Annotated in this window: 24 protein-coding genes; 20 read left to right on the top strand and 4 right to left on the bottom strand. The window is 72.2% G+C overall.

Annotation, left to right across the window (positions count from 1 at the left end):
- Positions 1–192 precede the first annotated feature (192 nt).
- From pyrG to IE242_RS12955, 12 genes are all read left to right on the top strand, one after another.
- A complete protein-coding gene (gene pyrG, locus IE242_RS12900) occupies positions 193–1,878 on the top strand; it encodes a CTP synthase (RefSeq protein WP_189858555.1) in 1,686 nt (561 codons plus the stop codon).
- Between the two features lie 99 nt (positions 1,879–1,977).
- Positions 1,978–2,604, top strand: a complete 627-nt coding sequence (locus IE242_RS12905) for an NUDIX domain-containing protein (RefSeq protein WP_189858557.1) — start codon at positions 1,978–1,980, stop codon at positions 2,602–2,604.
- A gap of 327 nt (positions 2,605–2,931) precedes the next feature.
- Complete coding sequence (locus tag IE242_RS12910; protein ID WP_373299522.1) at positions 2,932–5,037, top strand: tetratricopeptide repeat protein; 2,106 nt, start codon at positions 2,932–2,934, stop codon at positions 5,035–5,037.
- 176 nt (positions 5,038–5,213) lie between these two features.
- The gene (gene ald, locus IE242_RS12915) at positions 5,214–6,338 is read left to right on the top strand and encodes an alanine dehydrogenase (RefSeq protein ID WP_189858561.1); all 1,125 of its coding nucleotides are present in this window, start codon (positions 5,214–5,216) and stop codon (positions 6,336–6,338) included.
- A gap of 417 nt (positions 6,339–6,755) precedes the next feature.
- Complete coding sequence (locus IE242_RS12920; RefSeq protein WP_189858563.1) at positions 6,756–7,892, top strand: ParA family protein; 1,137 nt, start codon at positions 6,756–6,758, stop codon at positions 7,890–7,892.
- On the top strand, positions 7,877–8,461 hold the full coding sequence (locus IE242_RS12925) for a hypothetical protein (protein WP_189858565.1): 585 nt from the start codon (positions 7,877–7,879) through the stop codon (positions 8,459–8,461). Before IE242_RS12920 ends, IE242_RS12925 begins: the two co-directional genes overlap by 16 nt.
- 94 nt (positions 8,462–8,555) lie before the next feature.
- A complete protein-coding gene (locus tag IE242_RS12930; protein ID WP_189858567.1) occupies positions 8,556–9,728 on the top strand; it encodes a segregation and condensation protein A in 1,173 nt (390 codons plus the stop codon).
- The gene (scpB, locus tag IE242_RS12935; protein WP_189858569.1) at positions 9,725–10,423 is read left to right on the top strand and encodes an SMC-Scp complex subunit ScpB; all 699 of its coding nucleotides are present in this window, start codon (positions 9,725–9,727) and stop codon (positions 10,421–10,423) included. Before IE242_RS12930 ends, scpB begins: the two co-directional genes overlap by 4 nt.
- Positions 10,423–11,502, top strand: a complete 1,080-nt coding sequence (locus tag IE242_RS12940; RefSeq protein ID WP_189858571.1) for a pseudouridine synthase — start codon at positions 10,423–10,425, stop codon at positions 11,500–11,502. Before scpB ends, IE242_RS12940 begins: the two co-directional genes overlap by 1 nt.
- A 242-nt stretch (positions 11,503–11,744) precedes the next feature.
- On the top strand, positions 11,745–12,464 hold the full coding sequence (locus IE242_RS12945) for an NUDIX hydrolase (RefSeq protein WP_189858572.1): 720 nt from the start codon (positions 11,745–11,747) through the stop codon (positions 12,462–12,464).
- The gene (locus tag IE242_RS12950) at positions 12,461–13,480 is read left to right on the top strand and encodes an ADP-ribosylglycohydrolase family protein (RefSeq protein ID WP_189858574.1); all 1,020 of its coding nucleotides are present in this window, start codon (positions 12,461–12,463) and stop codon (positions 13,478–13,480) included. The genes IE242_RS12945 and IE242_RS12950 overlap by 4 nt, the downstream gene beginning before the upstream one ends.
- A 3-nt stretch (positions 13,481–13,483) precedes the next feature.
- On the top strand, positions 13,484–14,260 hold the full coding sequence (locus tag IE242_RS12955; RefSeq protein WP_189858576.1) for a nucleotidyltransferase domain-containing protein: 777 nt from the start codon (positions 13,484–13,486) through the stop codon (positions 14,258–14,260).
- On the opposite strand, the gene IE242_RS12960 is transcribed toward IE242_RS12955, so the two are convergent.
- Both IE242_RS12960 and IE242_RS12965 read right to left on the bottom strand, forming a co-directional pair.
- Positions 14,174–14,929, bottom strand: a complete 756-nt coding sequence (locus tag IE242_RS12960; protein WP_189858578.1) for a nucleotidyltransferase domain-containing protein — start codon at positions 14,927–14,929, stop codon at positions 14,174–14,176. The genes IE242_RS12955 and IE242_RS12960 overlap by 87 nt on opposite strands.
- A 22-nt stretch (positions 14,930–14,951) precedes the next feature.
- Complete coding sequence (locus tag IE242_RS12965) at positions 14,952–15,329, bottom strand: Rieske (2Fe-2S) protein (RefSeq protein ID WP_189858580.1); 378 nt, start codon at positions 15,327–15,329, stop codon at positions 14,952–14,954.
- Between the two features lie 217 nt (positions 15,330–15,546).
- Here IE242_RS12965 and aroH point away from each other — a divergent pair, with 217 nt between their 5' ends.
- The 5 genes from aroH to der all read left to right on the top strand — a co-directional run bounded on the left by aroH (position 15,547) and on the right by der (position 20,016).
- On the top strand, positions 15,547–15,909 hold the full coding sequence (gene aroH, locus IE242_RS12970) for a chorismate mutase (RefSeq protein ID WP_189858582.1): 363 nt from the start codon (positions 15,547–15,549) through the stop codon (positions 15,907–15,909).
- Positions 15,906–16,991, top strand: a complete 1,086-nt coding sequence (locus IE242_RS12975; RefSeq protein ID WP_189858584.1) for a prephenate dehydrogenase — start codon at positions 15,906–15,908, stop codon at positions 16,989–16,991. The genes aroH and IE242_RS12975 overlap by 4 nt, the downstream gene beginning before the upstream one ends.
- A 140-nt stretch (positions 16,992–17,131) precedes the next feature.
- Entirely contained in the window at positions 17,132–17,827 is a 696-nt protein-coding gene (gene cmk, locus IE242_RS12980; RefSeq protein ID WP_189858586.1) for a (d)CMP kinase, read from the top strand.
- A complete protein-coding gene (locus tag IE242_RS12985) occupies positions 17,824–18,486 on the top strand; it encodes a lysophospholipid acyltransferase family protein (protein ID WP_189858588.1) in 663 nt (220 codons plus the stop codon). Before cmk ends, IE242_RS12985 begins: the two co-directional genes overlap by 4 nt.
- Positions 18,487–18,543: 57 nt before the next feature.
- Positions 18,544–20,016, top strand: coding sequence for a ribosome biogenesis GTPase Der (gene der, locus IE242_RS12990; RefSeq protein WP_189858590.1), 1,473 nt, complete (start codon positions 18,544–18,546; stop codon positions 20,014–20,016).
- 112 nt (positions 20,017–20,128) lie between these two features.
- On the opposite strand, the gene IE242_RS12995 is transcribed toward der, so the two are convergent.
- Positions 20,129–20,617 (bottom strand): hypothetical protein, encoded by a 489-nt coding sequence (locus IE242_RS12995; RefSeq protein WP_189858592.1) that lies wholly within the window; start codon positions 20,615–20,617, stop codon positions 20,129–20,131.
- Positions 20,618–20,826: 209 nt separating this feature from the next.
- Positions 20,827–21,600, bottom strand: coding sequence for a DUF8842 C-terminal domain-containing protein (locus IE242_RS13000; protein WP_189858594.1), 774 nt, complete (start codon positions 21,598–21,600; stop codon positions 20,827–20,829).
- A gap of 538 nt (positions 21,601–22,138) precedes the next feature.
- Here IE242_RS13000 and IE242_RS13005 point away from each other — a divergent pair.
- From IE242_RS13005 to IE242_RS13015, 3 genes are all read left to right on the top strand, one after another.
- Positions 22,139–22,774: a LysM peptidoglycan-binding domain-containing protein gene (locus IE242_RS13005; protein ID WP_229858899.1), complete on the top strand. Its 636-nt coding sequence runs from the start codon at positions 22,139–22,141 to the stop codon at positions 22,772–22,774.
- Positions 22,775–23,176: 402 nt separating this feature from the next.
- Positions 23,177–24,439 carry a glycosyltransferase family 4 protein gene (locus tag IE242_RS13010; RefSeq protein WP_189858596.1) on the top strand — a complete coding sequence of 421 codons (1,263 nt, stop codon included), beginning with the start codon at positions 23,177–23,179 and terminating at the stop codon, positions 24,437–24,439.
- A complete protein-coding gene (locus tag IE242_RS13015) occupies positions 24,436–25,221 on the top strand; it encodes a hypothetical protein (RefSeq protein ID WP_189858598.1) in 786 nt (261 codons plus the stop codon). Before IE242_RS13010 ends, IE242_RS13015 begins: the two co-directional genes overlap by 4 nt.
- Positions 25,222–25,224: the final 3 nt, after the last annotated feature.

Raw genomic sequence — 25,224 nt, forward strand, 5'->3', positions numbered from 1 at the left:
GTCGGCCCGTGCGCGGAGCGTGGCCGGAAGCCATCTCCCGCTGGCGCTGTTACGCTGGTAGCCCGTGGACCGGTGGGCGCACCAACCCAGAGGTTGAGTCCCCCGAACCGCAGCGACGGCACCAGAAGGAATCCTCCGGACCGGCAGCCGCACCGCCCCACTGACCGCGACCACGGGAGCCCCCCTTTGGCCATGCCGCCCAGTGCTTTTCGAAACAGCACAGCCACGACGACCAAGCACATCTTCGTCACCGGGGGTGTCGCCTCCTCGCTCGGCAAGGGCCTCACCGCCTCCAGCCTGGGCATGCTGCTCAAGGCGCGGGGCCTGCGTGTCGTGATGCAGAAGCTCGACCCTTACCTGAACGTCGACCCCGGCACGATGAACCCGTTCCAGCACGGTGAGGTGTTCGTCACCAACGACGGCGCCGAGACCGACCTGGACATCGGCCACTACGAGCGCTTCCTCGACCGCGACCTCGACGGCTCCGCCAACGTCACCACCGGCCAGGTCTACTCGTCCGTCATCGCCAAGGAGCGGCGCGGCGAGTACCTGGGCGACACCGTGCAGGTCATTCCGCACATCACCAACGAGATCAAGCACCGTATCCGCCGGATGGCCTCCGACGAGGTCGACGTCGTGATCACCGAGGTCGGCGGCACGGTCGGCGACATCGAGTCGCTGCCGTTCCTCGAGACCGTCCGCCAGGTCCGGCACGAGGTCGGCCGCGACAACGTGTTCGTGGTGCACATCTCCCTCCTGCCGTATATCGGACCTTCCGGTGAACTGAAGACGAAGCCGACACAGCACTCGGTTGCGGCCCTGCGCAACATCGGTATCCAGCCGGACGCCATCGTGCTGCGCTGCGACCGCGAGGTGCCCACCGCGATCAAGCGCAAGATCTCGCTGATGTGCGACGTCGACGAGGCCGCCGTCGTCGCCTGCCCGGACGCCCGTTCGATCTACGACATCCCGAAGGTCGTGCACGCCGAGGGCCTGGACGCGTACGTCGTCCGCAAGCTCGACCTGCCCTTCCGTGACGTGGACTGGACGACCTGGGACGACCTGCTCGACCGCGTCCACAACCCGCAGCACGAGATCACGATGGCGCTGGTCGGCAAGTACATCGACCTGCCCGACGCCTACCTCTCGGTCACCGAGGCCCTGCGCGCCGGCGGCTTCGCCAACAAGGCCCGCGTGAAGATCAAGTGGGTGACCTCGGACGACTGCAAGACCCCGGCGGGCGCCGCCCGGCAGCTGGGCGACGTCGACGCGATCTGCATCCCCGGCGGCTTCGGCGACCGCGGTGTCTCCGGCAAGGTCGGCGCGATCCAGTACGCCCGCGAGAACGGCATCCCGCTGCTCGGCCTCTGCCTGGGCCTGCAGTGCATCGTCATCGAGGCCGCGCGCAACCTGGCCGGCATCCCGGACGCCAACTCCACCGAGTTCGACTCCGCCACCGCCCACCCGGTCATCTCCACCATGGCCGAACAGCTCGACATCGTCGCCGGTGAGGGCGACATGGGCGGCACGATGCGGCTCGGCATGTACCCGGCGAAGCTGGCCGAGGGCTCGATCGTGCGCGAGGTGTACGACGGCAAGGAGTACGTCGAGGAACGGCACCGCCACCGCTACGAGGTGAACAACGCCTACCGCGCGGAGCTGGAGAAGAAGGCGGGTCTGCAGTTCTCCGGCACCTCCCCGGACGGCAAGCTGGTCGAGTACGTCGAGTACCCGCGCGACGTCCACCCCTACCTGGTCGCCACCCAGGCGCACCCGGAGCTGCGCTCCCGCCCGACCCGGCCGCACCCGCTCTTCGCCGGGCTGGTCAAGGCCGCCGTGGCGCGCAAGACCGGCGCGAAGGCCGCGAAGGCCAAGTAAGAGCAGGTAACACGAGAGTTGTACGGTGACCGGGGTACGCGCCTCCCACGCGGAGGCGGGTACCCCGGTTCCCTTTTGCACGGCTGGAAGGACTAGGGCATGAGCATCAAGGACACCGCCGAGGAGTGGGAGGTCCGGGCGACCGACACGCCGTTCACGGGCAACAAGACCTCCGTGCGCACCGACGACGTGGTCATGCCCGACGGCTCGGTCGCCCGCCGCGACTACCAGGTCCACCCCGGCTCCGTGGCCGTCCTCGCCCTCGACGGCCAGGACCGGGTCCTGGTCCTCCGCCAGTACCGCCACCCGGTGCGCCAGAAGCTCTGGGAGATCCCCGCCGGGCTCCTCGACGTCCCCGGCGAGAACCCGCTGCACGCCGCCCAGCGCGAGCTGTACGAGGAGGCGCACGTCAAGGCCGAGGACTGGCGCGTCCTCACCGACGTCTACACCACGCCCGGAGGCTGCGACGAGGCCGTCCGGATCTTCCTCGCCCGTGACCTCTCCGAGGTCGAGGGGGACCGGTTCGTGGTGGAGCACGAGGAGGCCGACATGGAGCTGGCGCGGGTGCCCGTCGACGAGCTCGTACGCGGTGTCCTCGCCGGGGAGCTGCACAACAACTGCCTGGTGGTGGGTGTGCTGTCGCTGGTCGCCGCCCGCCATGGGGACGGGCTCGAGGCGCTGCGCCCGGCACAGGCGCCGTGGCCGGCGCGGCCGTTCGAGGACTGAGTGGTCGAATTCGCCAGTTGTCGGGGTCTCCCACCCATCCGCCGCCACCGGTCCTACGATCGGCTGATCCGATCGGGGGACTCGTCCGCCGTGCTCCGCCGGGATCGTCGCAGAGCGTGAACTAGGCTCAGGAAAACGCCCGAACCGGAGTCCCGGCGGGCTTGCACGTGCGGTGGGACGGGAGCGTGACCCGTGACGGATCAGGCGGTCGACACGGAGAGCACCGAGAGGACCGAGAAGACCGAGAAGACCGAGACCGAGAAGACCGAGAGGACCGGGAACGGACGGCCTCCGGCCGGTACGGACACCACCGCGGAGCAGCTCTTCCTGGGCCGCACACGGGAGCTGAAAGAGCTCCGCGCCGACATCGAACGCGCCGGCCTCGACACCCTCTCCGGCCGGAAGGCGCCCCGCGCGCGCGTGCTCCTCATCGCGGGCCGCCCCGGCTTCGGCCGCACCGCGCTCGCCGAGGAACTCGTCCGGCAGGTGGCCCACCGCTACCCCGACGGCGTGTACCGCGCACGCCTGACCGAGCCCGGCGGCACCCCCGTACCCACCGAGCGCACCGCGCGCGACCTGCTGACCGAGCTGGGCCTGCCCACTCCGGCCGGCGCCGGCGAGGACGAGCTCTCGGCCGCCCTCCGCGAGGCCCTGGCCGGCCGCCGGGCCCTGCTCCTGCTCGACGACGCGGCCGACGCCGCACAGGTCGACGCGCTGCTGCCGGACACCCCCGAGTGCCTGGTCGTCGCCGTCTCCGGCGGTCCGCTGACCGGTATCGCGGACGTCCGCCCGTGCACTCTGGGCGGCCTGGACACCAAGTCGGCGCTGGAGCTGCTCACCCGCTACACCGGGTCCGTGCGGATCACCGTGGACCCGCGGGCCGCCGAGAGCCTGGCCGAGGAGTGCGCGGCCCAGCCCGCCGCGCTCGTGCTCGCCGGGGGCTGGCTCGCGGCGCACCCCAAGGCCGCCGTCGCCGACCTGGCCAAACATCTGCACGCGGCCGACGGCGAGGGCACCGCGCTGGCCCGCGTCCTGCGGCTCTCCCACGACGCGCTGCCCGGCTCCCGTTCCCGCATGCTGCGCCTGCTGTCGCTCGCCCCGGCCGGCCTGGCCGATCCGCACACCGCGTCCGCGCTGGCGGGCTGCTCGGTGGACACGGCCCACGCCGCGCTGGACGACCTGGCGGAGCTCGGATTCCTGCACACCGTCGACTCGCCGCTGCCGCAGTACGAGGTCCCCGGCTGCCTGCTGCCCCTGCTGCGCTCCCTCGCCGCGGACCACGAACGCCCGGCCGAACTCCAGCTGGCCCGCGCCCGGATGCTGGAACGCACCCTGCGACTGCTGCACTCCTGCCGGGCCGTCACCGAGACCGACAGCGTCCAGGCCCGCGAGAAGCTCCTCGGCCTGCCGCGCGCGCTGCGCTTTTCCACCCCGAGGGCGGCCGAGGAATGGCTGCGCGTACGGCGGCCCGCGCTGCTGGCGGCGGCCCGGCTCGCGGTGGCCGACGGCGAGCTGGACACCCTCGCCCGGCGCCTGATGTCCCAGCTCGTACGGGCGATGGTCGCCCACTTCGGCACCCAGGCCGCCGCGCCCGACCTGTACGGCGTCCACCAGCTCGTCCTGGACGTCGCCGAGCGCCGGAACCTGCCCCGCGAGAAGGCCGCAGCGCTGCTGAACCTCGCCGACCTGGACGCCCGCACCGGCCGTACCGCCGAGGCGCTCGTCCGCTACCGGGCCGCGCTGGACGCCGGACGGCAGGCGAACGACCCGTATGCGACCGGCCGCGCGATGGAATCCGTGGGCGGCGCCCATCAGGAGCTCGGCGACTACGACCGGGCCGCCGACTGGTACGGGCGGGCGCTCGCCCAGCGGCTCGCCCGCGACGAGCGCGCCGACGCGGCCCGCCTGTACGGCCGGATCGCCACCGCGCACACCTACGCCGGCCGCTACGGGGAGGCGCTGCGGGGCTGGCGCTCGGCGCTGGCCGGTCACCGCAGGCTCGGCGACGTCGGGGGCCAGGCCCGGGCGCTGAGCGAGATGGCGCGTGTCCAGGAGTACGCGGGGCGGCCCGAGGAGGCGCTGCAGACCTGCCAGGAGGCCGTGGAGTGGGCCCGGCGCGCCGAGGACGTCCGGCTTCAGGCCGCCCTGCACCTCAGGCTCGCGGACACCCTGGAGCGGCTCGGTGACCCGGCGGCGGCCCGGCTGCACCGGGGCGCGGCCGGGCGCATGCTGGGAGAAGAACTCCAGGACGGCGAGACCGGCGAGACCGGCGAGACCCATGAGACCCATGAGACCCATGAGACCGATGAGAGCGGCGAGGTCGACGGGGGCCGCCGGGACGGTCGGGACGGCGGGCACGGTCGGAACGGCGAGATCGCAGCGGAACAGGGATCTAACACCTGCGAAATCCGCAGCGCTTCCGACGGAAAATAATGCTTTGAAAGGCTAGACAGGGAAGAGGCCTTCATTAGACTGGGTCCGCCGCCGGTTCTCCTGCGGTGTCTCCCGGTGTGCCCCGATGTGCACCGGTATGACGGTTTGTCTTCGTAGTCGGGCATGCGGCGCCTGTGAGCGCGTGCGTGCCCTCACCCCCATCTGAGCCAAGGACCGTGATCCACGTGAAGGTCGGCATCCCCCGCGAGGTCAAGAACAACGAGTTCCGGGTGGCCATCACCCCCGCCGGTGTGCACGAGCTGGTGCGCCACGGCCACCAGGTCGTCATCGAGCGGGGCGCCGGTACCGGTTCCTCCATCACGGACGACGAGTACGTCGCCGCCGGCGCCAAGATCCTGGAGACGGCGGACGAGGTGTGGGCCACCGCCGACCTGCTGCTGAAGGTCAAGGAGCCCGTCGCCGAGGAGTACCACCGTCTGCGCAAGGACCAGACGCTCTTCACCTATCTGCACCTGGCCGCCTCCAAGGAGTGCACGGAGGCCCTGCTGGAGTCCGGCACCACGGCCATCGCGTACGAGACCGTCGAGCTGCCGAACCGGGCGCTGCCGCTGCTCGCCCCGATGTCCGAGGTCGCGGGCCGGCTCGCCCCGCAGGTCGGCGCCTACCAGCTGATGCGCGCGAACGGCGGCCGCGGTGTGCTGCCGGGCGGCGTCCCGGGCGTGGCGGCGGGGAAGGCCGTCGTCATCGGCGGTGGCGTCTCCGGCTGGAACGCCGCGCAGATCGCCATCGGCATGGGCTTCCACGTGACCCTGCTCGACAAGGACATCAACAAGCTGCGCGAGGCGGACAAGATCTTCGGCACGAAGATCCAGACCGTCGTCTCCAACGCCTTCGAACTGGAGCGCGCCTGCCTGGAGGCCGACCTCGTCATCGGCGCCGTCCTCATCCCGGGCGCCAAGGCACCGAAGCTGGTCACCAACGAGCTGGTGTCGCGGATGAAGCCGGGAAGTGTCCTTGTCGACATCGCGATCGACCAGGGCGGCTGCTTCGAGGACTCGCGACCCACCACGCACGCCGAGCCGACCTTCCCGGTGCACGGATCGGTGTTCTACTGCGTCGCCAACATGCCGGGCGCCGTGCCGAACACCTCCACCTACGCGCTCACCAACGCCACGCTGCCGTACATCGTGGAACTGGCGAACCGCGGCTGGGCCGAGGCGCTGCGCCGCGACCCCGCGCTGGCCAAGGGCCTCAACACCCATGAGGGCAAGGTGGTTTACCGGGAGGTCGCCGAGGCGCACGGCATGGAGTACGTCGAGCTGGACTCCCTGCTCGGTTAGAGCCGCACATCCGTCCGGCCGTCCGGACGACTCACCGGCGCCATAAAGCGATACGTCAACACGACGCGTCAACGTCGCCCACTCGGCCGGACCTTGCCCGCCAAGGTCCGGCCGAATGTGTGTATGTTCACTGTCCGACACCGGGTCAACTCGCCTCGAACGTAACCCTTCAACCCTTTCGCGCAACGGTGAAACCTGCCATGCGACGGCCGTACGCCCTTGACAGCGCCATGTTTCAATGCCGACACATCGGGCCGGGTCCGGCGGATTGTGTTGCTGCGGACCGGTGACACGCCATAGAGTCGCCAACCGTCGGCATGGTGCCACGCTGACCTGTCTAGAAGTTTCCTGGTCACCAAGGAGGTAAGACGACTTGTGAATGAGTCGACATTTACTCCCGGGGGTGGTCAACCAGGAATGCCTGCGCAGGGTCATGGGCCCACGGGGCTTCAGGCTGTCGGCTCCGTCGCTGTGCGCACCTTCGCAGCCCACCAGGGTCACCAGAATCTTGGGGCGACTCAGACAGCACACCAGAGCATGGATGGCCATCACGTGAACGCCATGGCCGGCGACGGAAGTGGCGAGCTCCGCAACCACTTCGCCGACTACGACGAACTGCCCGAGGGACACTTCTACGACCCCGACGCCGAGTACGAGCCCGACCCGGAGTACGCGGCCACGCTCGCGCCCGACGCGGCCCGCCAGCGCCGTGAGCGCATCGGCCCGACAGGGCGCCCGCTGCCGTACTTCCCGATCCCGGGGCCGCTGACCGACCACGGCCCCGCGAAGATCATCGCGATGTGCAACCAGAAGGGCGGCGTCGGCAAGACGACGTCGACCATCAACCTGGGCGCCGCGCTCGCGGAGTACGGGCGGCGCGTGCTGCTGGTCGACTTCGATCCGCAGGGCGCGCTCTCGGTCGGTCTGGGCGTCAACCCGATGGAGCTCGACCTGACCGTCTACAACCTGCTCATGGAGCGGGGCATGGCGGCCGACGAGGTGCTCCTGAAGACCGCGGTCCCCAACATGGACCTGCTGCCCAGCAACATCGACCTGTCCGCCGCCGAGGTCCAGCTGGTGAGCGAGGTCGCGCGCGAGTCCACGCTGCAGCGCGCCCTGAAGCCGCTCATGGCCGACTACGACTACATCGTGATCGACTGCCAGCCCTCGCTCGGCCTGCTCACCGTCAACGCCCTGACGGCCGCGCACAAGGTCATCGTGCCGCTGGAGTGCGAGTTCTTCGCCCTGCGCGGTGTGGCGCTGCTCACCGAGACCATCGAGAAGGTCCAGGAGCGGCTCAACCCGGAGCTGGAGCTCGACGGCATCCTCGCCACGATGTACGACTCGCGCACCGTGCACAGCCGTGAGGTGCTCGCGCGGGTCGTCGAGGCGTTCGACGACCACGTCTACCACACGGTCATCGGGCGCACGGTCCGCTTCCCGGAGACCACGGTCGCCGGTGAGCCGATCACCACGTACGCCTCCAACTCCGTCGGTGCCGCCGCCTACCGCCAGCTCGCCAGGGAGGTGCTCGCCCGGTGTCACGCCGAGTGAGTCTGCCGGGGGCCGACGAACTCTTCCGTACGACAGGGGGAATGGCGCTCCAGGCGTCCACGCCCCGGCGCCAGGCGGGCGGCGAGGCCCGGGTGCCGGCGCCGGCGGGGGAGAGCGAACCCGCCGAGGACGCCCCGCCGTCGGTGCCCGCGCAGGGCGGCGACGGAACCGAGCACGCGGCCGCGGACGCCGAGCCCGCCGAGGCGGGGGAGTCCCGCAGCCGGAACGCCGCGGAGCCGGACAAGGCCGCGGGCCCCGTGCCGGGCGGGACGCGCGCCCCACGACGGCAGTCGACGCAGGAAGGTTCTGCCGCGGGCACGCCCCGACGCCGGGGGCGCCCCGCGGCACGCCGTCCCAGCGGGCGCGAACGGCACGACGAGAAAATCACGGTGTACGTCTCCGCCGAGGAGCTCATGGACCTCGAACACGCCCGTCTGGTGCTCCGCGGCGAGCACGGGCTGGCGGTCGACCGGGGCCGGATCGTGCGGGAGGCGGTCGCCGTCGTGCTGGCCGACCTGGAGTCCCGGGGGGACGCGAGCATCCTCGTCCGCAGGCTGCGCGGGCGGTAGGGGCAGGTCACGGCAGGAGGCGGACCGGCGGGGGCGCTGGGCGACCGGGCGGGTCGTCGGCTTCCGGGGCCGTACGCGGTAGCCTGCGACGGCCATGACCTCGTACGACACGACAGCCTCCGGCGGTTCCGCCGGCCGTCGGCGTGCACTGGGGCGAGGGCCCGGGGCCGCGGCTCCGGCCACGCCTCCGGTCCCGCTCCCGGACCCGCCCGCGCCGCCTCCGGCGGAGGACGGTGCCGTGGACGCGGCAGGCGGGGTGGTGGACCCGCCTCCGCACCCACCCGGCCCCGGGCGGGCTCCGGAACCGGGCGCCGAGCCCGTGGGGCCCGGGGCGGCATCGTCCGATGAGGCGGCGGCGTCCGGGGCGACAGCGTCAGGGAAGGCCGAGACCGGCTCCGCCCCCGACGGCCCCGCGCCGGAAGCGGCCGACGAGCCCGGCGAGCCCGGCGAGCCGGGCGACGGTGTGTTCAAGGTGCGGCTCGCCAACTTCGAGGGCCCCTTCGACCTGCTGCTCCAGCTGATCTCCAAGCACAAACTGGACGTCACCGAGGTCGCGCTGTCGAAGGTGACCGACGAGTTCATGGCGCACATCAGGGCCATGGGGCCGGACTGGGACCTGGACCAGACGACCGAGTTCCTCGTCGTGGCGGCCACGCTGCTCGACCTCAAGGCCGCGCGGCTGCTGCCCGCCGCCGAGGTCGAGGACGAGGCGGACCTCGCGCTGCTGGAGGCCCGGGACCTGCTGTTCGCGCGGCTGCTGCAGTACCGCGCGTACAAACAGATCGCCGAGATCCTCAACGGGCGGCTGGAGGACGAGGCCCGGCGGTACCCGCGGACCGTCGGCCTCGAACCGCACCACGCCGAGCTGCTGCCCGAGGTCGTCATCAGCATCGGCGCGGAAGGCTTCGCCGGGCTCGCCGTGAAGGCGATGCAGCCGAAGCCGAAGCCGCAGGTGTACGTGGACCACATCCACGCGCCGCTGGTCAGCGTGCAGGAACAGGCCCAGGTCGTCGTGGAACGGCTCAGGAAGCTCGGGGAGGCCAGCTTCCAGGCGCTCGTGGAGGACACCGACGACACGCTGACGGTCGTGGCGCGGTTCCTGGCGCTGCTGGAGCTGTACCGCGAGAAGGCCGTCGCGCTGGAGCAGGAGGCCGCCCTCGGCGAGCTGCTGGTGCGCTGGACCGGCGGGGACGGGGACGGGACGCCGATGGTCACGGACGAGTTCGACCGGCCGCAGGAGAGGCCCGAGGAGGAGGAGAAGGCGTGAGCGAGGGAACCACCGAGGCGGAGGGCGGCGCCGAGACGGAGGGCGGCGCCGAGGTACCGGCCGGCCTGGGAACCGTTGCCGCCCTCGGTCTCAAGCCCGCCCTGGAGGCCGTCCTGATGGTCGTGGACGAGCCCGCCGGCGAGGAGCACCTCGCGCGCATCCTGGAACGCCCCCGGCGGCAGGTCGCGGACGCGCTGCGGGAGCTGGCCGACGAGTACACCGTGCAGGGCCGCGGCTTCGAGCTGCGGCTCGTGGCCGGGGGCTGGCGGTTCTACACCCGGCCCGCCTACGCGGCCGCCGTCGAACGCTTCGTCCTCGACGGGCAGCAGGCCCGGCTCACCCAGGCCGCGCTGGAGACACTGGCCGTGGTCGCGTACCGGCAGCCGGTGAGCCGCAGCCGTGTCTCGGCCGTACGAGGGGTCAACTGCGACGGGGTCATGCGGACCCTCCTCCAGCGTGGTCTGGTCGAGGAGGCGGGCACGGAACCCGAAACAGGTGCGATCCTGTACAGGACGACGAACTACTTCCTGGAGCGGATGGGCCTGCGCGGCCTGGACGAGCTCCCGGAGCTCGCGCCCTTCCTTCCCGAGGCGGAGGCGATCGAGGCCGAGACCCAGGAGGGCGTACCGTCGTTCGATCCGGACGCACCGGACACAGACGACGATCACCCGACGAAGACGACGACGGAACTTTGATGCGAAGCAGCGGCAGCGGCAAGAGCGGCGGACGCGGTAACTACCGCGGGGCCGGCAACGACAGGGACCAGAAGCAGGGGCAGGGCCGCCCCCGCAAGCCCCGCCCGGAGGAGCGCCGCTACGACGTGGGTCCCGGCGCCTCCCAGGACGGCCCGAAGGCGGGCCGCGGCGGCGCGGCGCGCGGTGGCGCCAAGGGCGGCCCCAAGCGGCCCCAGGAGTCACAGCGCGGCGCCGGGCGCGGCCGTACGGCCCCCGCGCGCTCCCGTGAGTACGAGGCGCGCGCCGAGGAGCGCAACCGCGAGCGGTACGCGGGCAAGAAGGACGTCAAGCTGCCCAAGACCTTCCCGGGCGCCGAGCAGGAGGGCGAGCGGCTGCAGAAGGTGCTCGCGCGCGCGGGCTACGGTTCGCGCCGCGCCTGCGAGGAGCTGATCGAGCAGGCCCGGGTCGAGGTCAACGGCGAGATCGTGCTGGAGCAGGGTCTGCGCGTCGACCCGGAGAAGGACGAGATCAAGGTCGACGGGCTGACCGTGGCCACGCAGTCGTACCAGTTCTTCTCGCTGAACAAGCCCGCGGGCGTCGTGTCGACGATGGAGGACCCCGAGGGGCGCCAGTGCCTCGGCGACTACGTGACCAACCGCGAGACGCGGCTGTTCCACGTGGGCCGGCTCGACACCGAGACCGAGGGCGTCATCCTGCTCACCAACCACGGTGAGCTGGCGCACCGGCTGACGCACCCCCGGTACGGCGTGAAGAAGACCTACCTCGCGCACATCGTCGGGCCCATCCCGCGCGACCTGGGCAAGCAGCTGAAGGACGGCATCCAGCTGGAGGACGGGTACGCGCGCGCGGACCACTTCCGCGTCGTCGAGCAGACCGGCAAGAACTACCTGGTCGAGGTGGTCCTGCACGAGGGCCGCAAGCACATCGTGCGCCGCATGCTCGCCGAGGCGGGCTTCCCGGTCGACAAGCTGGTGCGCACCGCCTTCGGGCCGATCACCCTCGGCGACCAGAAGTCGGGGTGGCTGCGCCGGCTGTCCAACACCGAGGTGGGCATGCTGATGCGCGAGGTGGACCTGTAGGGCCTGCCTGCGCCTGCGCCTCGTCGGCCGGTTCCGGGATTCCCGGGACCGGCCGATTTTTCTTGCGTTCCTCGCGGTGAGGGGCTTGTGGCACACCGTCCGCCCTTTTTATAGTCCTACTGACCATTAAGAAGGCGTCGCCGCCGGGTGCGGTACGCGGGAGCAGGGCCCACGGGGGTGGTCCCGGTCCCGCCGCCGACGCCCGGCGACGACGCCGGGGCAATATCAGGGAGGGAGGGGGCATGAAGGGTTACGACAAGTACGCCTTCGAGCCCTTCGCCGTCACCGTCGACCTCGCGGTCCTCACGATCCGGGCGGGCCGGCTCCAGGTCCTGCTGGTCGAGCGGGGGCAGGAGCCGTACGCGGGCCGCTGGGCGCTGCCCGGCGGCTTCGTCCTGCCCGACGAGTCCGCGGAGACCGCGGCCCGGCGCGAACTCGCCGAGGAGACCGGCCTCGCGGACGTCTCCGGGCTGCACCTGGAGCAGCTGCGGACCTATAGCGAGCCGGACCGCGACCCCCGGATGCGGGTCGTCTCCGTCGCGTACACCGCGCTCCTGCCGGACGCCCCCGAGCCGCGTGGCGGCGGTGACGCGGCGCGTGCCCGCTGGCTGCCGTACGACGGGGCCGGGCCGCTCGCCTTCGACCACGACCGCATCCTGGCCGACGCCCACGACCGGATCGGCGCCAAGCTCGAGTACACCTGCCTCGCCACGGCCTTCTGCCCGCCGGAGTTCACCCTCGGGGAGCTCCAGCTGGTGTACGAGACCGTGTGGGGCACGGAGCTGGATCGGCCCAACTTCCGGCGCAAGGTCCTCGCGACCTCCGGGTTCGTGGAGGCGGTGCCCGGCGCCGCCCGGCTGACCGGCGGCCGCGGCAAACCCGCCGCGCTGTACCGTGCCGGTCCCGCCACGGCCCTGCATCCGCCCCTGCTGCGACCCTCCCGGGAAGGACGCTCCTCATGAGCACCACAACGACCAAGCGCGCCGCCACCGGATCCCTGCTCGGGCTGGCACTCGGGGACGCGCTCGGCTTTCCGACGGAGTTCAACGACGTGCCGTCGATCCTCGCCAAGTGCGGACCCTGGCGGGACATGGAGCTGCCGAGACCCGCGATCGTCACCGACGACACCCAGATGACGCTGGCGCTCGGCCGTGGGTTGCGGACCGCCATGGAGCGGGGCGTCCTCGGACCGAAGCGGCTGGAGCGGCCGGTGCGCGAGGAGTTCGTCGACTGGTTCCGCTCGCCCGAGAACAACCGGGCCCCCGGCCGTACCTGCCTGGTCGCGTGCGACCTGCTGAGGGCCGAGGACCGGCCCTGGCAGGACGCCTCCCAGATCCATTCCAAGGGCTGCGGCGCCAACATGCGCGTCGCCCCCATCGGGCTCGCCCCCGGCCTGAGCGACGACCAGCGCGCCGGCGCCGCCCAGCTCCAGGCCGCCCTCACCCACGGCCACCCCACCGCGCTCGCCGCGTCCGACCTCACCGCGCACGCCGTACGGCTGCTCGCGCAGGGCGCCGAGCCGACCGGACTGGTCGGTCTGCTGCGCTCGTACGCCTACGACAACCGCACCCGCTACCACGAGCAGTGGCTCGGCGACCTGTGGACGCGGAGCCAGGACCCGAGCCCCGAGCACTTCATCGCGCGCGGCTGGGACGAGTGCCTGGAGATACTCGGCCGGCTCCGGGACGCCCTGCGCGATCCGTCGCCCGAGACCGATCCGTGTCTCGCGACGGGCGCGGGCTGGATCGCCGAGGAGGCCCTCGCCACCGGCCTGCTGTGCTTCCTGCTGTTCGTCGGCGAGCCCGTCACCGCCCTGCGCCGGGCCGCCTGCTCCTCCGGCGACTCCGACTCCATCGCCTGCCTGGCCGGCGCCTTCGCGGGCGCCCATCACGGCCCGGACGCCTGGCCCGCGGAGTGGGCCGACCGCATCGAGTACCGAGGCGACCTCATGGCGCTCGGAGCGCTCTGGGACGCTTGAGCGATGACCGACGCCCTCGCCGCCGCCGACCTGGACATCGACCTGACTCCCGTCGTCGCGGAGCAGCCGGACCCCCTGCTGTTCGCGACCGTCTCCGGAGCGCACCTGTACGGCTTCCCGTCCCGCGACTCGGACGTCGACCTGCGGGGCGTCCACCTGCTGCCGACGGCCGCGCTGGTCGGGCTGCGGGAGGCGGACGAGACGCGGTCGCGGATGTGGGAGCGGGACGGCGTCGAGATGGACCTCGTCACGCACGACCTGCGCAAGTTCGTCCGGCTGATGCTGAAGCGCAACGGCTATGTGCTGGAGCAGCTGCTCTCCCCGCTGGTCGTGCACACCACCGACGCCCACCGGGAGCTGGCCGCGCTCGCTCCCGGTGTCCTGACCAGCCACCACGCCCACCACTACCGGGGCTTCGCCACCACGCAGTGGCGGCTGTTCGAGAAGACGCGCGAGCTGAAGCCGCTGCTCTACACGTTCCGCGTGCTGCTCACCGGTGTCCATCTGATGCGCAGCGGCGAGGTGCAGGCCCATCTGCCCACGCTGCTGGAGCAGGTGGACGCGCCCGCGTACCTGCCGGACCTCGTCCGGGCCAAGGCCGAGCGGGAGCACGGCGCCGCGGACGTGGACCACGCGCGCGTGCGGGCCGATGTGGAGCGGCTGCACACGGTGCTGGACGAGGCGCAGGCCGCCTCAGCGCTGCCGGACGCCCCGGTCGTGTACGACGCCCTGCACGACTTCGTCGTACGGGTACGGCTCGCGGGGCTCCCGCAGGGCTGAGGCACGGCGGGTCCGTACGAGAAAGTCCTCCACGCGGGCCCGGTCCGGCTCGGGCGGGAGCGGGGAACGGGCGGCCGCCTCGTCCGTTTCCGCCGCCAGCCGGGTCATCCACGACTCGACCTCGGGCCACGGAACCTCGCCGCGCTTGACGGTGAGGAGCCGCTCGCGGGCCTCGCCCACGTCGATCGTGAGCTCGCCCGTGCGCAGCAGGTCGCGGCAGCTCGTCAGCAGGCGCAGCAGGTGCATGGCGTGCTTCCAGCGCGGGGCGCCGTGGGTGCGCACGTCGGCGTCGAGCTTCTTGCGCTGGGCGAGGGCGTAGCGTGCGAACGTGTCGTGGACCTGGCGGGAGAGGAAGGCGTCGCGCAGGGAGAGCAGCTCACGGCCCGTGTCGTCGATGTGCTCCACGAGCGGGGAGTGGAGGCACTCCAGGATGTTCGGGTTGGCGCGCAGCGCGAGCGCGCAGAAGCGCTCCAGCTCCCAGCTGAACTGCTCCTCCGCCGGGCCCTCCACATGCGTCGGCGGCTTCTCGAACCGCCAGTACAGGGCGGTCGGGGCCAGGAAGACGCCCCTGCGGTCGGTGTCGCTGCCGTCCGTGGCCAGGCCGAAGGCGCGCGAACCCATGACGCAGGCGTAGATCGTGTGGTCGCGGACCAGGGCCTCGGGCTGCATGACCGCGAGCGTACGCGGCGGATCACGTGAGGCGGATCGAGTTCCCCGTCACGGTGATCTTCTTCCCGGGCAGCGCCCGCGTCGCCGGGCCGGCCGTCACCGAGCCGTCCTCGATGCTGAACCTGCTGCCGTGGCAGGCGCAGTCGATCGTCCCGTCGGAGACGGTGGAGACCGTGCAGTTCTGGTGGGTGCAGATCGCCGAGAAGGCCTTGAAGTCGCCCTTTCCGGGCTGGGTGACCACGACCTTCCGCTCGCCGAAGACCTTGCCGCCGCCGACCGGGATGTCCTCCGTTCTCGCCAGTTCTCCGTCCTCGTCCTGGTCACCGCCCCCGCCGCAGCCCGTGAGCAGCACCGCCGCGCCCGTCACGAGGACGGTGCGCCGCGTCGATCCCATCGTCATGTCGTCACCCCGAACGTACGAAGGAGCCAGAGGGAGGGCGGAGCAGCAGCATCCTGGCACCGACGACCCCGAAACAGAAGCAATTCGGGAGGAAACGCCACAGATGATTCGGTTCGTACGGACCCGTCTCGGCAGGCGGGCGCCGGTCACCGGTGCGTGCGGGGCTGACTACGCTGGTGCGACGAGTCGTGTACGTACATCAGCAAGGAGCACAGACGTGGCGGTACGAGCGGTCCGGGGCGCCGTCCAACTCGAGCGGGACGAGGCCGGGCACATGGACGAGCAGGTCGGCGCCCTGCTCACCGCCATCCTGGAGCGGAACGGGCTCACCGCGGACGACCTGATCAGCATCTGGTTCACGGCCACCCCCGATCTGCACAGCGACTTCCCGGCGGCCGCCGCCCGCGAGCTCGGCATCGTCGACGTACCGCTGATCTGCGCCCAGGAACTCGACATCCAGGGTGCGATGCCCCGCGTCGTCCGGGTCCTCGCGCACGTCGAGTCGGACCGGCCCCGCAGCGGGATCGCGCACGTCTACCTCGGCGCCGCCGCCGCCCTCCGTAAGGACATCGCCCAGTGAGGACCGCACTCGTCATCGGAACCGGGCTGATCGGCACCTCGGCGGCCCTCGCGCTCGCCCAGCGCGGCGTCCAGGTCCACCTCGCCGACCGCGACCCGGACCAGGCCCGTACGGCGGCCTCGCTCGGCGCCGGTGTCGACGACGCGCCCGACGGGCCGGTGGACCTCGCCGTCGTGGCCGCCCCGCCCGCGTACGTGGCCCCCGCCCTCGCCGACGCGATGCGGCGCGGCCTGGCCCGCGGCTACCTCGACGTGGCCTCCGTCAAGGGCGGCCCGCGCCGCGAACTGGAGGGGCTCGGCCTCGACCTCACCCGGTACATCGGCACCCACCCCATGGCGGGCCGCGAGAAGTCGGGTCCCCTGGCGGCCAGCGGGGACCTCTTCGAGGGGCGCCCCTGGGTGCTCACGCCCACCCGGGACACCGACACCGACGTCCTGAACCTCGCCCTCGAGCTGGTGTCGCACTGCCGTGCCGTACCGGTCGTGATGGAGGCCGACGCCCACGACCGCGCGGTCGCCCTGGTGTCCCACATGCCGCACCTGGTGTCGAGCATGGTCGCGGCCCGCCTGGAGAACGCCGAGGAGGCGGCCGTACGGCTGTGCGGCGGAGGCATCCGCGACGTGACCCGGATCGCGGGCTCCGACCCGCGGATGTGGATCGACATCCTGTCCGCCAACCCGGGGCCCGTGGCCGATCTGCTCCTGGAGGTGGCGGCCGACCTGGAGGGCACGGTCCAGGCGCTGCGCGCCCTGCAGTCCGCCGACGAGGACAAGCGCCGTGAGGGCGCCACCGGCATCGAGAACGTCCTGCGCCGCGGAAACGCCGGCCAGGTCCGTGTCCCCGGCAAGCACGGCAGCCCCCCGCGCGCGTACGAGTCCGTGGTCGTCCTCATCGACGACCAGCCGGGCCAGCTGGCCCGTATCTTCGCCGACGCGGGGCTCGCCGGCGTCAACGTCGAGGACGTCCGCATAGAGCACGCGACCGGCCGGCAGGCCGGCCTGGTGCAGCTGATGGTCGAGCCGAAAGCGGCGCCGACGCTGACCGCGGCCCTGCGGGAGCGGGGCTGGGCGATCCGCCAGTGACGCCGGCCGGGCGCCGCCCCTCCCGCCGGGGAGGGGGCGCGGGGTTAGTCATACGGGCGTCGGGGAGCAAGTAACCTTGTGCGGGGCGCGCTCGCGTCCCGCACACTCCCGTCATCCCGCACCAGGAAGGTCTCCACACCGTGGAAAACGGCGCCGCCCGGACCGCCCCGGCAGTCATTGTCGCCATCGACGGCCCCTCCGGCACGGGCAAGTCGAGCACCTCCAAGGCCGTGGCCGCGCAGCTCGGACTGAGCTACCTGGACACCGGCGCCCAGTACCGGGCGATCACCTGGTGGATGGTGACGAACGGGATCGACACCGACGACCCCTCGGCGATCGCCGCCGCGGCCGGGAAGCCGGACATCGTCTCGGGCACCGACCCGTCCTCGCCGACCATCACCGTGGACGGCACCGACGTGGCCGGCCCGATCCGCACCCAGGAGGTCACCTCCAAGGTCAGCGCGGTCAGCGCGGTGCCCGAGGTGCGGGCCCGGATCACCGAGCTGCAGCGCACCATCGCCGCCGGCGCGGTGACCGGCATCGTCGTCGAGGGCCGGGACATCGGCACCACCGTGCTGCCGGACGCCGACCTGAAGATCTTCCTCACGGCCTCCCCGGAGGCCCGCGCCGCCCGCCGCAGCGGCGAGCTGAAGGGCGCCGACGTCCAGGCCACCCGCGAGGCGCTGCTCAAGCGCGACGCGGCCGACTCCAGCCGCAAGACCTCCCCGCTGGCCAAGGCGGACGACGCCGTGGAGGTGGACACCTCCGACCTCACGCTGCAGCAGGTCATCGAGTGCGTGGTCACCCTCGTCGAGGAGAAGCGGGCCGCCAAGTGACCGAGGCGCCTTCGGTACGGGGTGCAGAGGTCGGCCGCCGCATCGGCGTCGGTCTGATGTACGGGCTGTGGAAGCCGCGCGTGCTGGGCACCTGGAAGGTCCCCGCGGCCGGTCCGGTGATCCTCGCCGTCAACCACACCCACAACATCGACGGCCCGATGGTCATGGGCGTCGCACCGCGGCCCACGCACTTCCTGATCAAGAAAGAGGCGTTCGCCGGGCCGCTCGACCCCTTTCTGACCGGTATCGGCCAGCTGAAGGTGGACCGCACGGCCACCGACCGGACCGCCATCAGCCGGGCCCTCGCCGTCCTGGAGCACGGCGGCGTCCTCGGTATCTTTCCCGAGGGCACCCGCGGTGAGGGCGACTTCGCCTCCCTGCGTGCCGGGCTCGCCTACTTCGCCGTCCGCAGCGGCGCCCCGGTCGTCCCGGTCGCCGTACTGGGAAGCTCCGAGCGGAGCGGACGGTTGATACGGGCGCTGCCCCCGCTGCGCAGCCGCGTCGACGTCGTCTTCGGCGAGCCCTTCGAGGCGGGCGACGGCACGGGACGGCGCACGCGCAGCGCGCTGGACGAGGCGACCGCGCGCATCCAGAAGCAGCTCGCCGCCCACCTGGAAAACGCCAGGCGCCTCACCGGGCGCCAGGGGACACTTGAGTAGTGGATCTCCCGCCCTCGGGCGGTCCACCGATCACCACGACGAACGAGGTACCACTTCATGAACGACCACATCCCCTCCGACGGCTCGGAGACCGAGCACGGGGCACTTGGCGACGCCGAGTTCGCGGAGTTCATGGAGCTCGCCGCGGAAGAGGGCTTCGACCTGGAGGACGTCGAGGGCGCCATCGAGGCGGCCGGGCACGGCCCGCTCCCGGTGCTCGCCGTCGTCGGCCGCCCGAATGTCGGCAAGTCGACCCTGGTCAACCGCATCATCGGCCGCCGCGAGGCCGTCGTCGAGGACAAGCCGGGCGTCACCCGCGACCGCGTCACCTATGAGGCCGAGTGGGCGGGCCGCCGCTTCAAGGTCGTCGACACCGGCGGCTGGGAGCAGGACGTCCTCGGTATCGACGCCTCCGTGGCCGCGCAGGCCGAGTACGCGATCGACGCGGCCGACGCGGTCGTGTTCGTCGTCGACGCCAAGGTCGGCGCCACCGACACCGACGAGGCCGTCGTCCGGCTGCTGCGCAAGGCGGGCAAGCCGGTCGTGCTCTGCGCCAACAAGGTCGACGGCCCGAGCGGCGAGGCCGACGCGTCGTACCTGTGGAGCCTGGGCCTCGGCGAGCCGCACCCGGTCTCCGCGCTGCACGGCCGCGGCACCGGCGACATGCTGGACGCCGTGCTGGAGGCGCTGCCCGAGGCGCCCGAGCAGACCTTCGGCACCGCCGGCGTCGGCGGCCCGCGCCGTATCGCGCTCATCGGCCGCCCGAACGTGGGCAAGTCCTCGCTGCTGAACAAGGTGGCGGGCGAGGAGCGCGTCGTCGTCAACGAGCTCGCGGGCACCACCCGCGACCCGGTCGACGAGCTGATCGAGCTCGGCGGTGTCACCTGGAAGTTCGTCGACACGGCGGGCATCCGCAAGCGGGTCCACCTCCAGCAGGGCGCCGACTACTACGCCTCGCTGCGCACGGCCGCCGCCGTGGAGAAGGCGGAGGTCGCGGTCATCCTGCTCGACGCCTCCGAGAACATCTCCGTGCAGGACCAGCGCATCGTGACGATGGCCGTGGAGGCGGGCCGGGCGATCGTCCTCGCCTTCAACAAGTGGGACACCCTCGACGAGGAGCGCCGCTACTACCTGGAGCGCGAGATCGAGACGGAGCTCGGCCAGGTGGCGTGGGCGCCGCGGGTCAATGTCTCGGCGCGCACCGGACGCCACATGGAGAAGCTCGTCCCGGCGATCGAGACGGCGCTGGCTGGCTGGGAGACCCGGGTTCCGACGGGCCGGCTGAACGCCTTCCTGGGCGAGCTGGTCTCCGCCCACCCGCACCCGATCCGGGGCGGCAAGCAGCCGCGCATCCTGTTCGGCACACAGGCGGGCACCAAGCCGCCGCGGTTCGTGCTGTTCGCGTCCGGCTTCATCGAGGCGGGCTACCGGCGGTTCGTCGAGCGGCGGCTGCGCGAGGAGTTCGGCTTCGAGGGGACGCCGATCCACATCTCGGTGCGGGTGCGCGAGAAGCGCGGCAAGAAGAAGTAGCGGGCCGGGCGGCCCGTACACGCGAGGGCGGCTCCCCGGATCTCCCGGGGAGCCGCCCTCGTCGCTGCGGACCGTCGTGGGCCTTCAGGGCCGGCCCCGTCGGCTCTCGTGGTCAGTGCCCTCGGCGGGGGCCCGGTGGCAGCGCGGCGGCGGGGAAGTGGTGCGTACCGGTGTGACCGGTGGGCATCCGGCCCACGGGCTGCCAGACGGATGTCGCCTGGGAGGTGGGGCCGGGCTGCGCCTCGCGCCGGGTGCCGTGCTGGGTGGCGAGGCGCCCGGTCGCGTACGCGGCGGTGCCGTGGCGGCCGTCGTACGAGCCCGTGGAGCCGGCGGAGCCGGTGGAATACGCGCCTGTGGAGTACGCCCCCGTGGAGTACGACCCATAGGTGCCGCCGAGGTACGGAGCGATGCCGAAGGCCGTGAAGCCCAGCTCCTCCTCGCCGTGGCGGTCGCCGGGCAGGGCCCGGAAGGACCTGACCCACTCCGCGTAGAGCGCGTCGTAGATCGGTGTGGCCGAAGGGGGGCCCGAGGGGTCCTGAGCCGGCCGCATGGACGGAATCGGCTGGTAGGACTGGCGGCGGGGGACATCGTATGCGTGCACGTAGGACCAAACGACCCCGCCGCACAAGGGATGCGGGGCCGGCGCGCGGCCGGTCGGATCACCGCCCGTACGGCCCAGCGCCGGTCCGGCGGTGCGGCCGGACCCGGCCCGGCGGAGTACCGGCCCGGCGGAGCACCGGTCCGGGGCAGCCACCGGTCCGGCGGCGGGGTGGCCGGGCCCGACGTGGCTCACAGGACCCGGCGGATCGCTCAGGTTCCGGCGAGCGGCAGGGTCGAGGCCACCAGCTTGCCGTTCGCGGCGGCCTTGTCGAGGGCCTCGCGCAGCAGGTCCTCGCGGGGCTGGCGGCCGATGGAGCCGACCGGTGCGGCGAACAGCAGCACCTGCTGGTGTTTCGCGGCGGCCGCCCGCCAGCTGTCCGCGGCCTGGAGCGGCTGGTGCGCCTGCCACCAGGCGACCGGCTGGCCGTCGGCGGTACCCGGCTGGAGGATGGCGTGCAGCTGGCCCATGGCGAGCAGCACCGACCAGCCGTGCAGCACCGGCGGGACGGTGTCGATCCCGCTCAGCGGAACGAAGCCCTGCTCGGTCAGCAGCGGCAGGAAGTCGTCGCCGTCGCCCGGGGTGCCGGGGCGGGCGATGGGGGCGGTGGGTTCGACCACGAGCGCCGGGTACAACTCGCCGCCGATCAGCACCAGTCCGCTGGTGACGCCGAGCACGGCCTGCTCGGGCGCCGCCTTGGCGGGTCCGCCGTCGGCCGTGATGGACCGGACGGCGCCCTGCAACTGCTCCTCGGTGACCTGGACGACCTGGGAGGGCAGGCAGGTGGCGTGGGCGAAGGCGAGGACGGCGGTCTCGTCGCCGATGAACAGCACGGTGCTGGTGCGCTCCTGTTCGGAGTCGCCCGGGGTGCGGCAGGACGTGCAGTCGTAACTGCCCGGGGCGTTCTCTCCGGCGAGCAGCCGGTCGGCTTCCTCGTCGCCGATCTCGGCACGTACCTCGTCGCTGACGTCGAGCATGCGCGGCACGGGGGGCTCCTCGGGATGTGGTGCGTGGCGAAAGCCGGGTGGCTCCCGGCCCATGAGCGCGGGGGGTCCCCGGCTCATGCAGAAGACAACGGGCGATCTGTGGCCGGAGTCACGCCCGAGGGCGAACGGAATCGAACCATCGGGAGCACACGGTGAGGCCCGGGGCGGAATTCATCACTCCATGCCAACTCCGTGCATTCCCAACGAAGTTGCTCGGGTGAGGTGAGTCACAGATCGCCGGTCTCGATGGCCGACAAATCCGGAAATCGGGCAATGAAGTGGGTGGCCGAAAAAGGACGATACCTTCGGTAACGGTGAACTGGCCTGTGGGGACAGCGCGCCGGTTGATACAGGGCCCGGGGCTCCCTAGATTCCTCGGCCGTGTGCAACGAGCACCGCTCGGGAACGTCCGCCGGCCGCACCAGGCCAGCCAGCACCACCACCGTCGGCGGACGGGGCGGAGCGCACCGACCGCGTCCCGTACGACGTGCGTCGCGCGCCGCCTTGGGGGACCCCGGGTCCTTTGAGAGGGATTTACATGTCCGCATGTGCCGACAGCACCCACGGCAGCATCCGTAAGACGCGCACGACGGCGGTCCTCGCCGGAGCGGCCCTGCTGGCTCCCCTCGGGATCCTGGCCGGGAACGGCAGTGCCGCGGCGGCCGACGGTGGAGTGTGGGACCGCATCGCCCAGTGCGAGAGCGGCGGGGACTGGCACATCAACACTGGCAACGGGTACTACGGCGGGTTGCAGTTCGCCGCCTCCACCTGGAGCGGATTCGGCGGCACGGCCTACGCGCCCACCGCCGACCAGGCCTCCAAGGCGCAGCAGATCGCGATCGCCGCCAAGGTCCAGCGGACCCAGGGCTGGAACGCCTGGCCGGTCTGCTCGGCACGCGCCGGGGCCTACGGGAGCGCGCCAGCCGCGCCGGACGCGGGACCGGTGACCACGAAGCAGGCTCCCGTGAAGCAGTCGTCGAAGCTTCCCGCCCGCGCGCCGGGCCACACGGACCGTGACACCTCCCGCGGCGACTACACCGTCCGCGGCGGTGACACGCTGAGCGGCATCGCGGCCCGGCACGGAACCACCTGGCAGCAGATCTACGCCGCCAACGAGGCCGCCATCGGCGCCGACCCCCACATGATCGTGCCCGGTCAGCGGCTCGACCTCTGAGCCGCCCCCGGTCCCGGGCACGGGGTTCCGCCCGGCGGGCCGACCGGGCGGAACCCTCGTGAACGCCGGCGATCCCTGCGGGCCGTCGGATCAGCACAGTTCGACCGCCTCGCCGGCGAACACCAAGGAGCCGCGGTGCATTCGGGCGCCGCGGCTCCGCGCTGTTCCCGGTGAGTCGTGCCACGGACCGTGACCGCCGCGCGGAAGGCGTGGCGGGTGCGGGCCGCTGACCAGCAACCACGATCAGGGCGCGCGAATGGTTCCCGAAATGGGCTACCGATCGCGCAACTGTTCTGGAACAAAGTGGTGATGGAGCCCAACCGGGGGCGGCTGTCCCGGGTCTCACCGAACGGCAGGTGGACGAGAACTGGACGCAGGGGGAACAGGGGGTTCGGGGGACCTATGCAGATTTCTTTCCTCATACACAACGCGTACGGCATCGGGGGGACGATCCGGACCACGTACAACCTGGCCAACACGCTCGCCGAGCAGCACGACGTCGAGATCGTCTCCGTCTTCCGCCACCGCGAGAAGCCGGTCTTCGCACCCGATCCACGGGTCCGTATGCGGGACCTCGTCGACATCCGCGCGGGCGGGGCCGACGCCGGTGACCCGGAACTCGACCGCCCGGCCCGTGTGTTCCCGCGCGCGGACGGCCGGTACAAGCAGTACAGCGCTCTCAGCGACCGGCGCATCGCCGAGCACCTCGCCACGGTCGACGCCGACGTCGTGGTGGGCACCCGGCCCGGTCTGAACGTGCACATCGCCCGCCAGACCCGCCGGGGACCGATCCGGGTGGGACAGGAGCACCTCACGCTCGACAACCACTCCGCGCGTCTGCGGGCCACGCTGCGCGACGCGTACCCGCGCCTCGACGCGCTGACCACGACCACGGAGGCGGACGCCCGCTCGTACCGGAACACGATGCGGCTGCCCGGCGTCCAGGTGCGGGCCGTGCCCAATCCGGTGCCCGCGCCGGCGATCGAGCCGGCGGACGGTTCCGGCCAGTGGGTGGTCGCGGCCGGGCGGCTGGCCCCCGTCAAACGGTACGACCTGCTCGTCCGCGCCTTCGACAAGGTCCGCGAGCAGCGCCCCGACTGGCGTCTGAGGATCTACGGCGGCGGTGGCCAGAAGGGCAAACTCCGGGCGCTGATAGACGAGTTAGGCCTGTACAACCACGTCTATCTCATGGGTCCCGCCCATCCCATCGAGCCGGAATGGGTCAAGGGCTCCATCGCCGCCGTCACCTCCAGCATGGAGTCCTTCGGCATGACGATCGTCGAGGCCATGCGCTGCGGACTGCCCGTGGTCTCCACGGACTGCCCGCACGGCCCCGGCGAGATCATCGACGACGGCGTCGACGGCCGTCTCGTCCAGGTGAACAATGCCGACGCCGTCGCCGGCGGACTGCTCGAACTGATCGACAACGGCGCCCTGCGGCAGCAGATGGCGCACGCTGCCCTCAAGAACTCCGGGCGCTTCGACCCGTCCCGCATCGCCGAGCACTACGAGTCGCTCTTCGCCGCACTGGTCGCACGCGGCGGCGGCACGTTCGGGGGCCGGCTGCGCGGTTCACTGCACCGCACCCGGGGCGCCCTGCTCGAAGGCGCCTACACCGTCCGGGACGCCGGACGCAGGGCCCTCAGGAAGGGAGGCACCGCATGAGCGCGCCGGCTCCGCGCGCCGACTGCGTCGCCGACCCCGAGGGCGGCCTCACCTTCGCCGTCACCGCTCCCGGCGGGCCCGGTCCCGCCCACCTGGTGCTGCGGCTGCGGGGCGGCGAGCAGGAGACCCGCCTGCCGCTCACCCCGGCGGGCACCGGCCGGCTGAGGTGCGCGCTGCCCGGCGACGCCGAACTCCCCGAGGGCCGCTGGGACGTCTACGTCCAGACGGCCGACGGCGCGCCGCGGCGCCTGCTGCCCGGCCTGAACGACCTGCGCCGGCTGGTCGACCGGGTCCCCGGCGGTGCCGGCGGCCGGGTCGCCGTCCGCATCCCGTACGCGACCAAGTACGGCAACCTCAGCGTTCGCAGCTGGCTGCGTGCCCCGCACGCCGAGGCCGGTGACCTCCATGTCGGCGGTGACGGCCTGGGGGTGAGCGGCCGGGTGTACGGCACGTCGCTCACCGAGGACGCGTACGTCGAGGCGGTGGACCGGGAGGGTGCGGCATCCGTGGCGCGTGCCGGGCTGAGCGCCGACGGGGACGCGTTCCACTGCACCGTGGCGTACGGAGCGCCGGCGCCCGGTGTCCTGGACCTGTGGCTGCGGCCGGTGGGCGAGGCGGGACCGCGGGTGCGGATCGCGCGGCTGCTGGACGACGTCGCCGACAAGAAACTCGTCTTCGTCTACCCCGGGGTGGCCCTGAAGACGGACCACGGCCCGGTGGTGGCCGTGCCGTACTACACGACCGACAACGACCTCTCGGTGGCGGTCACCAAGGCGGACTGACGG

It is taken from the genome of Streptomyces poonensis (assembly GCF_014650915.1).
GTDB lineage: Bacteria > Actinomycetota > Actinomycetes > Streptomycetales > Streptomycetaceae > Streptomyces > Streptomyces poonensis.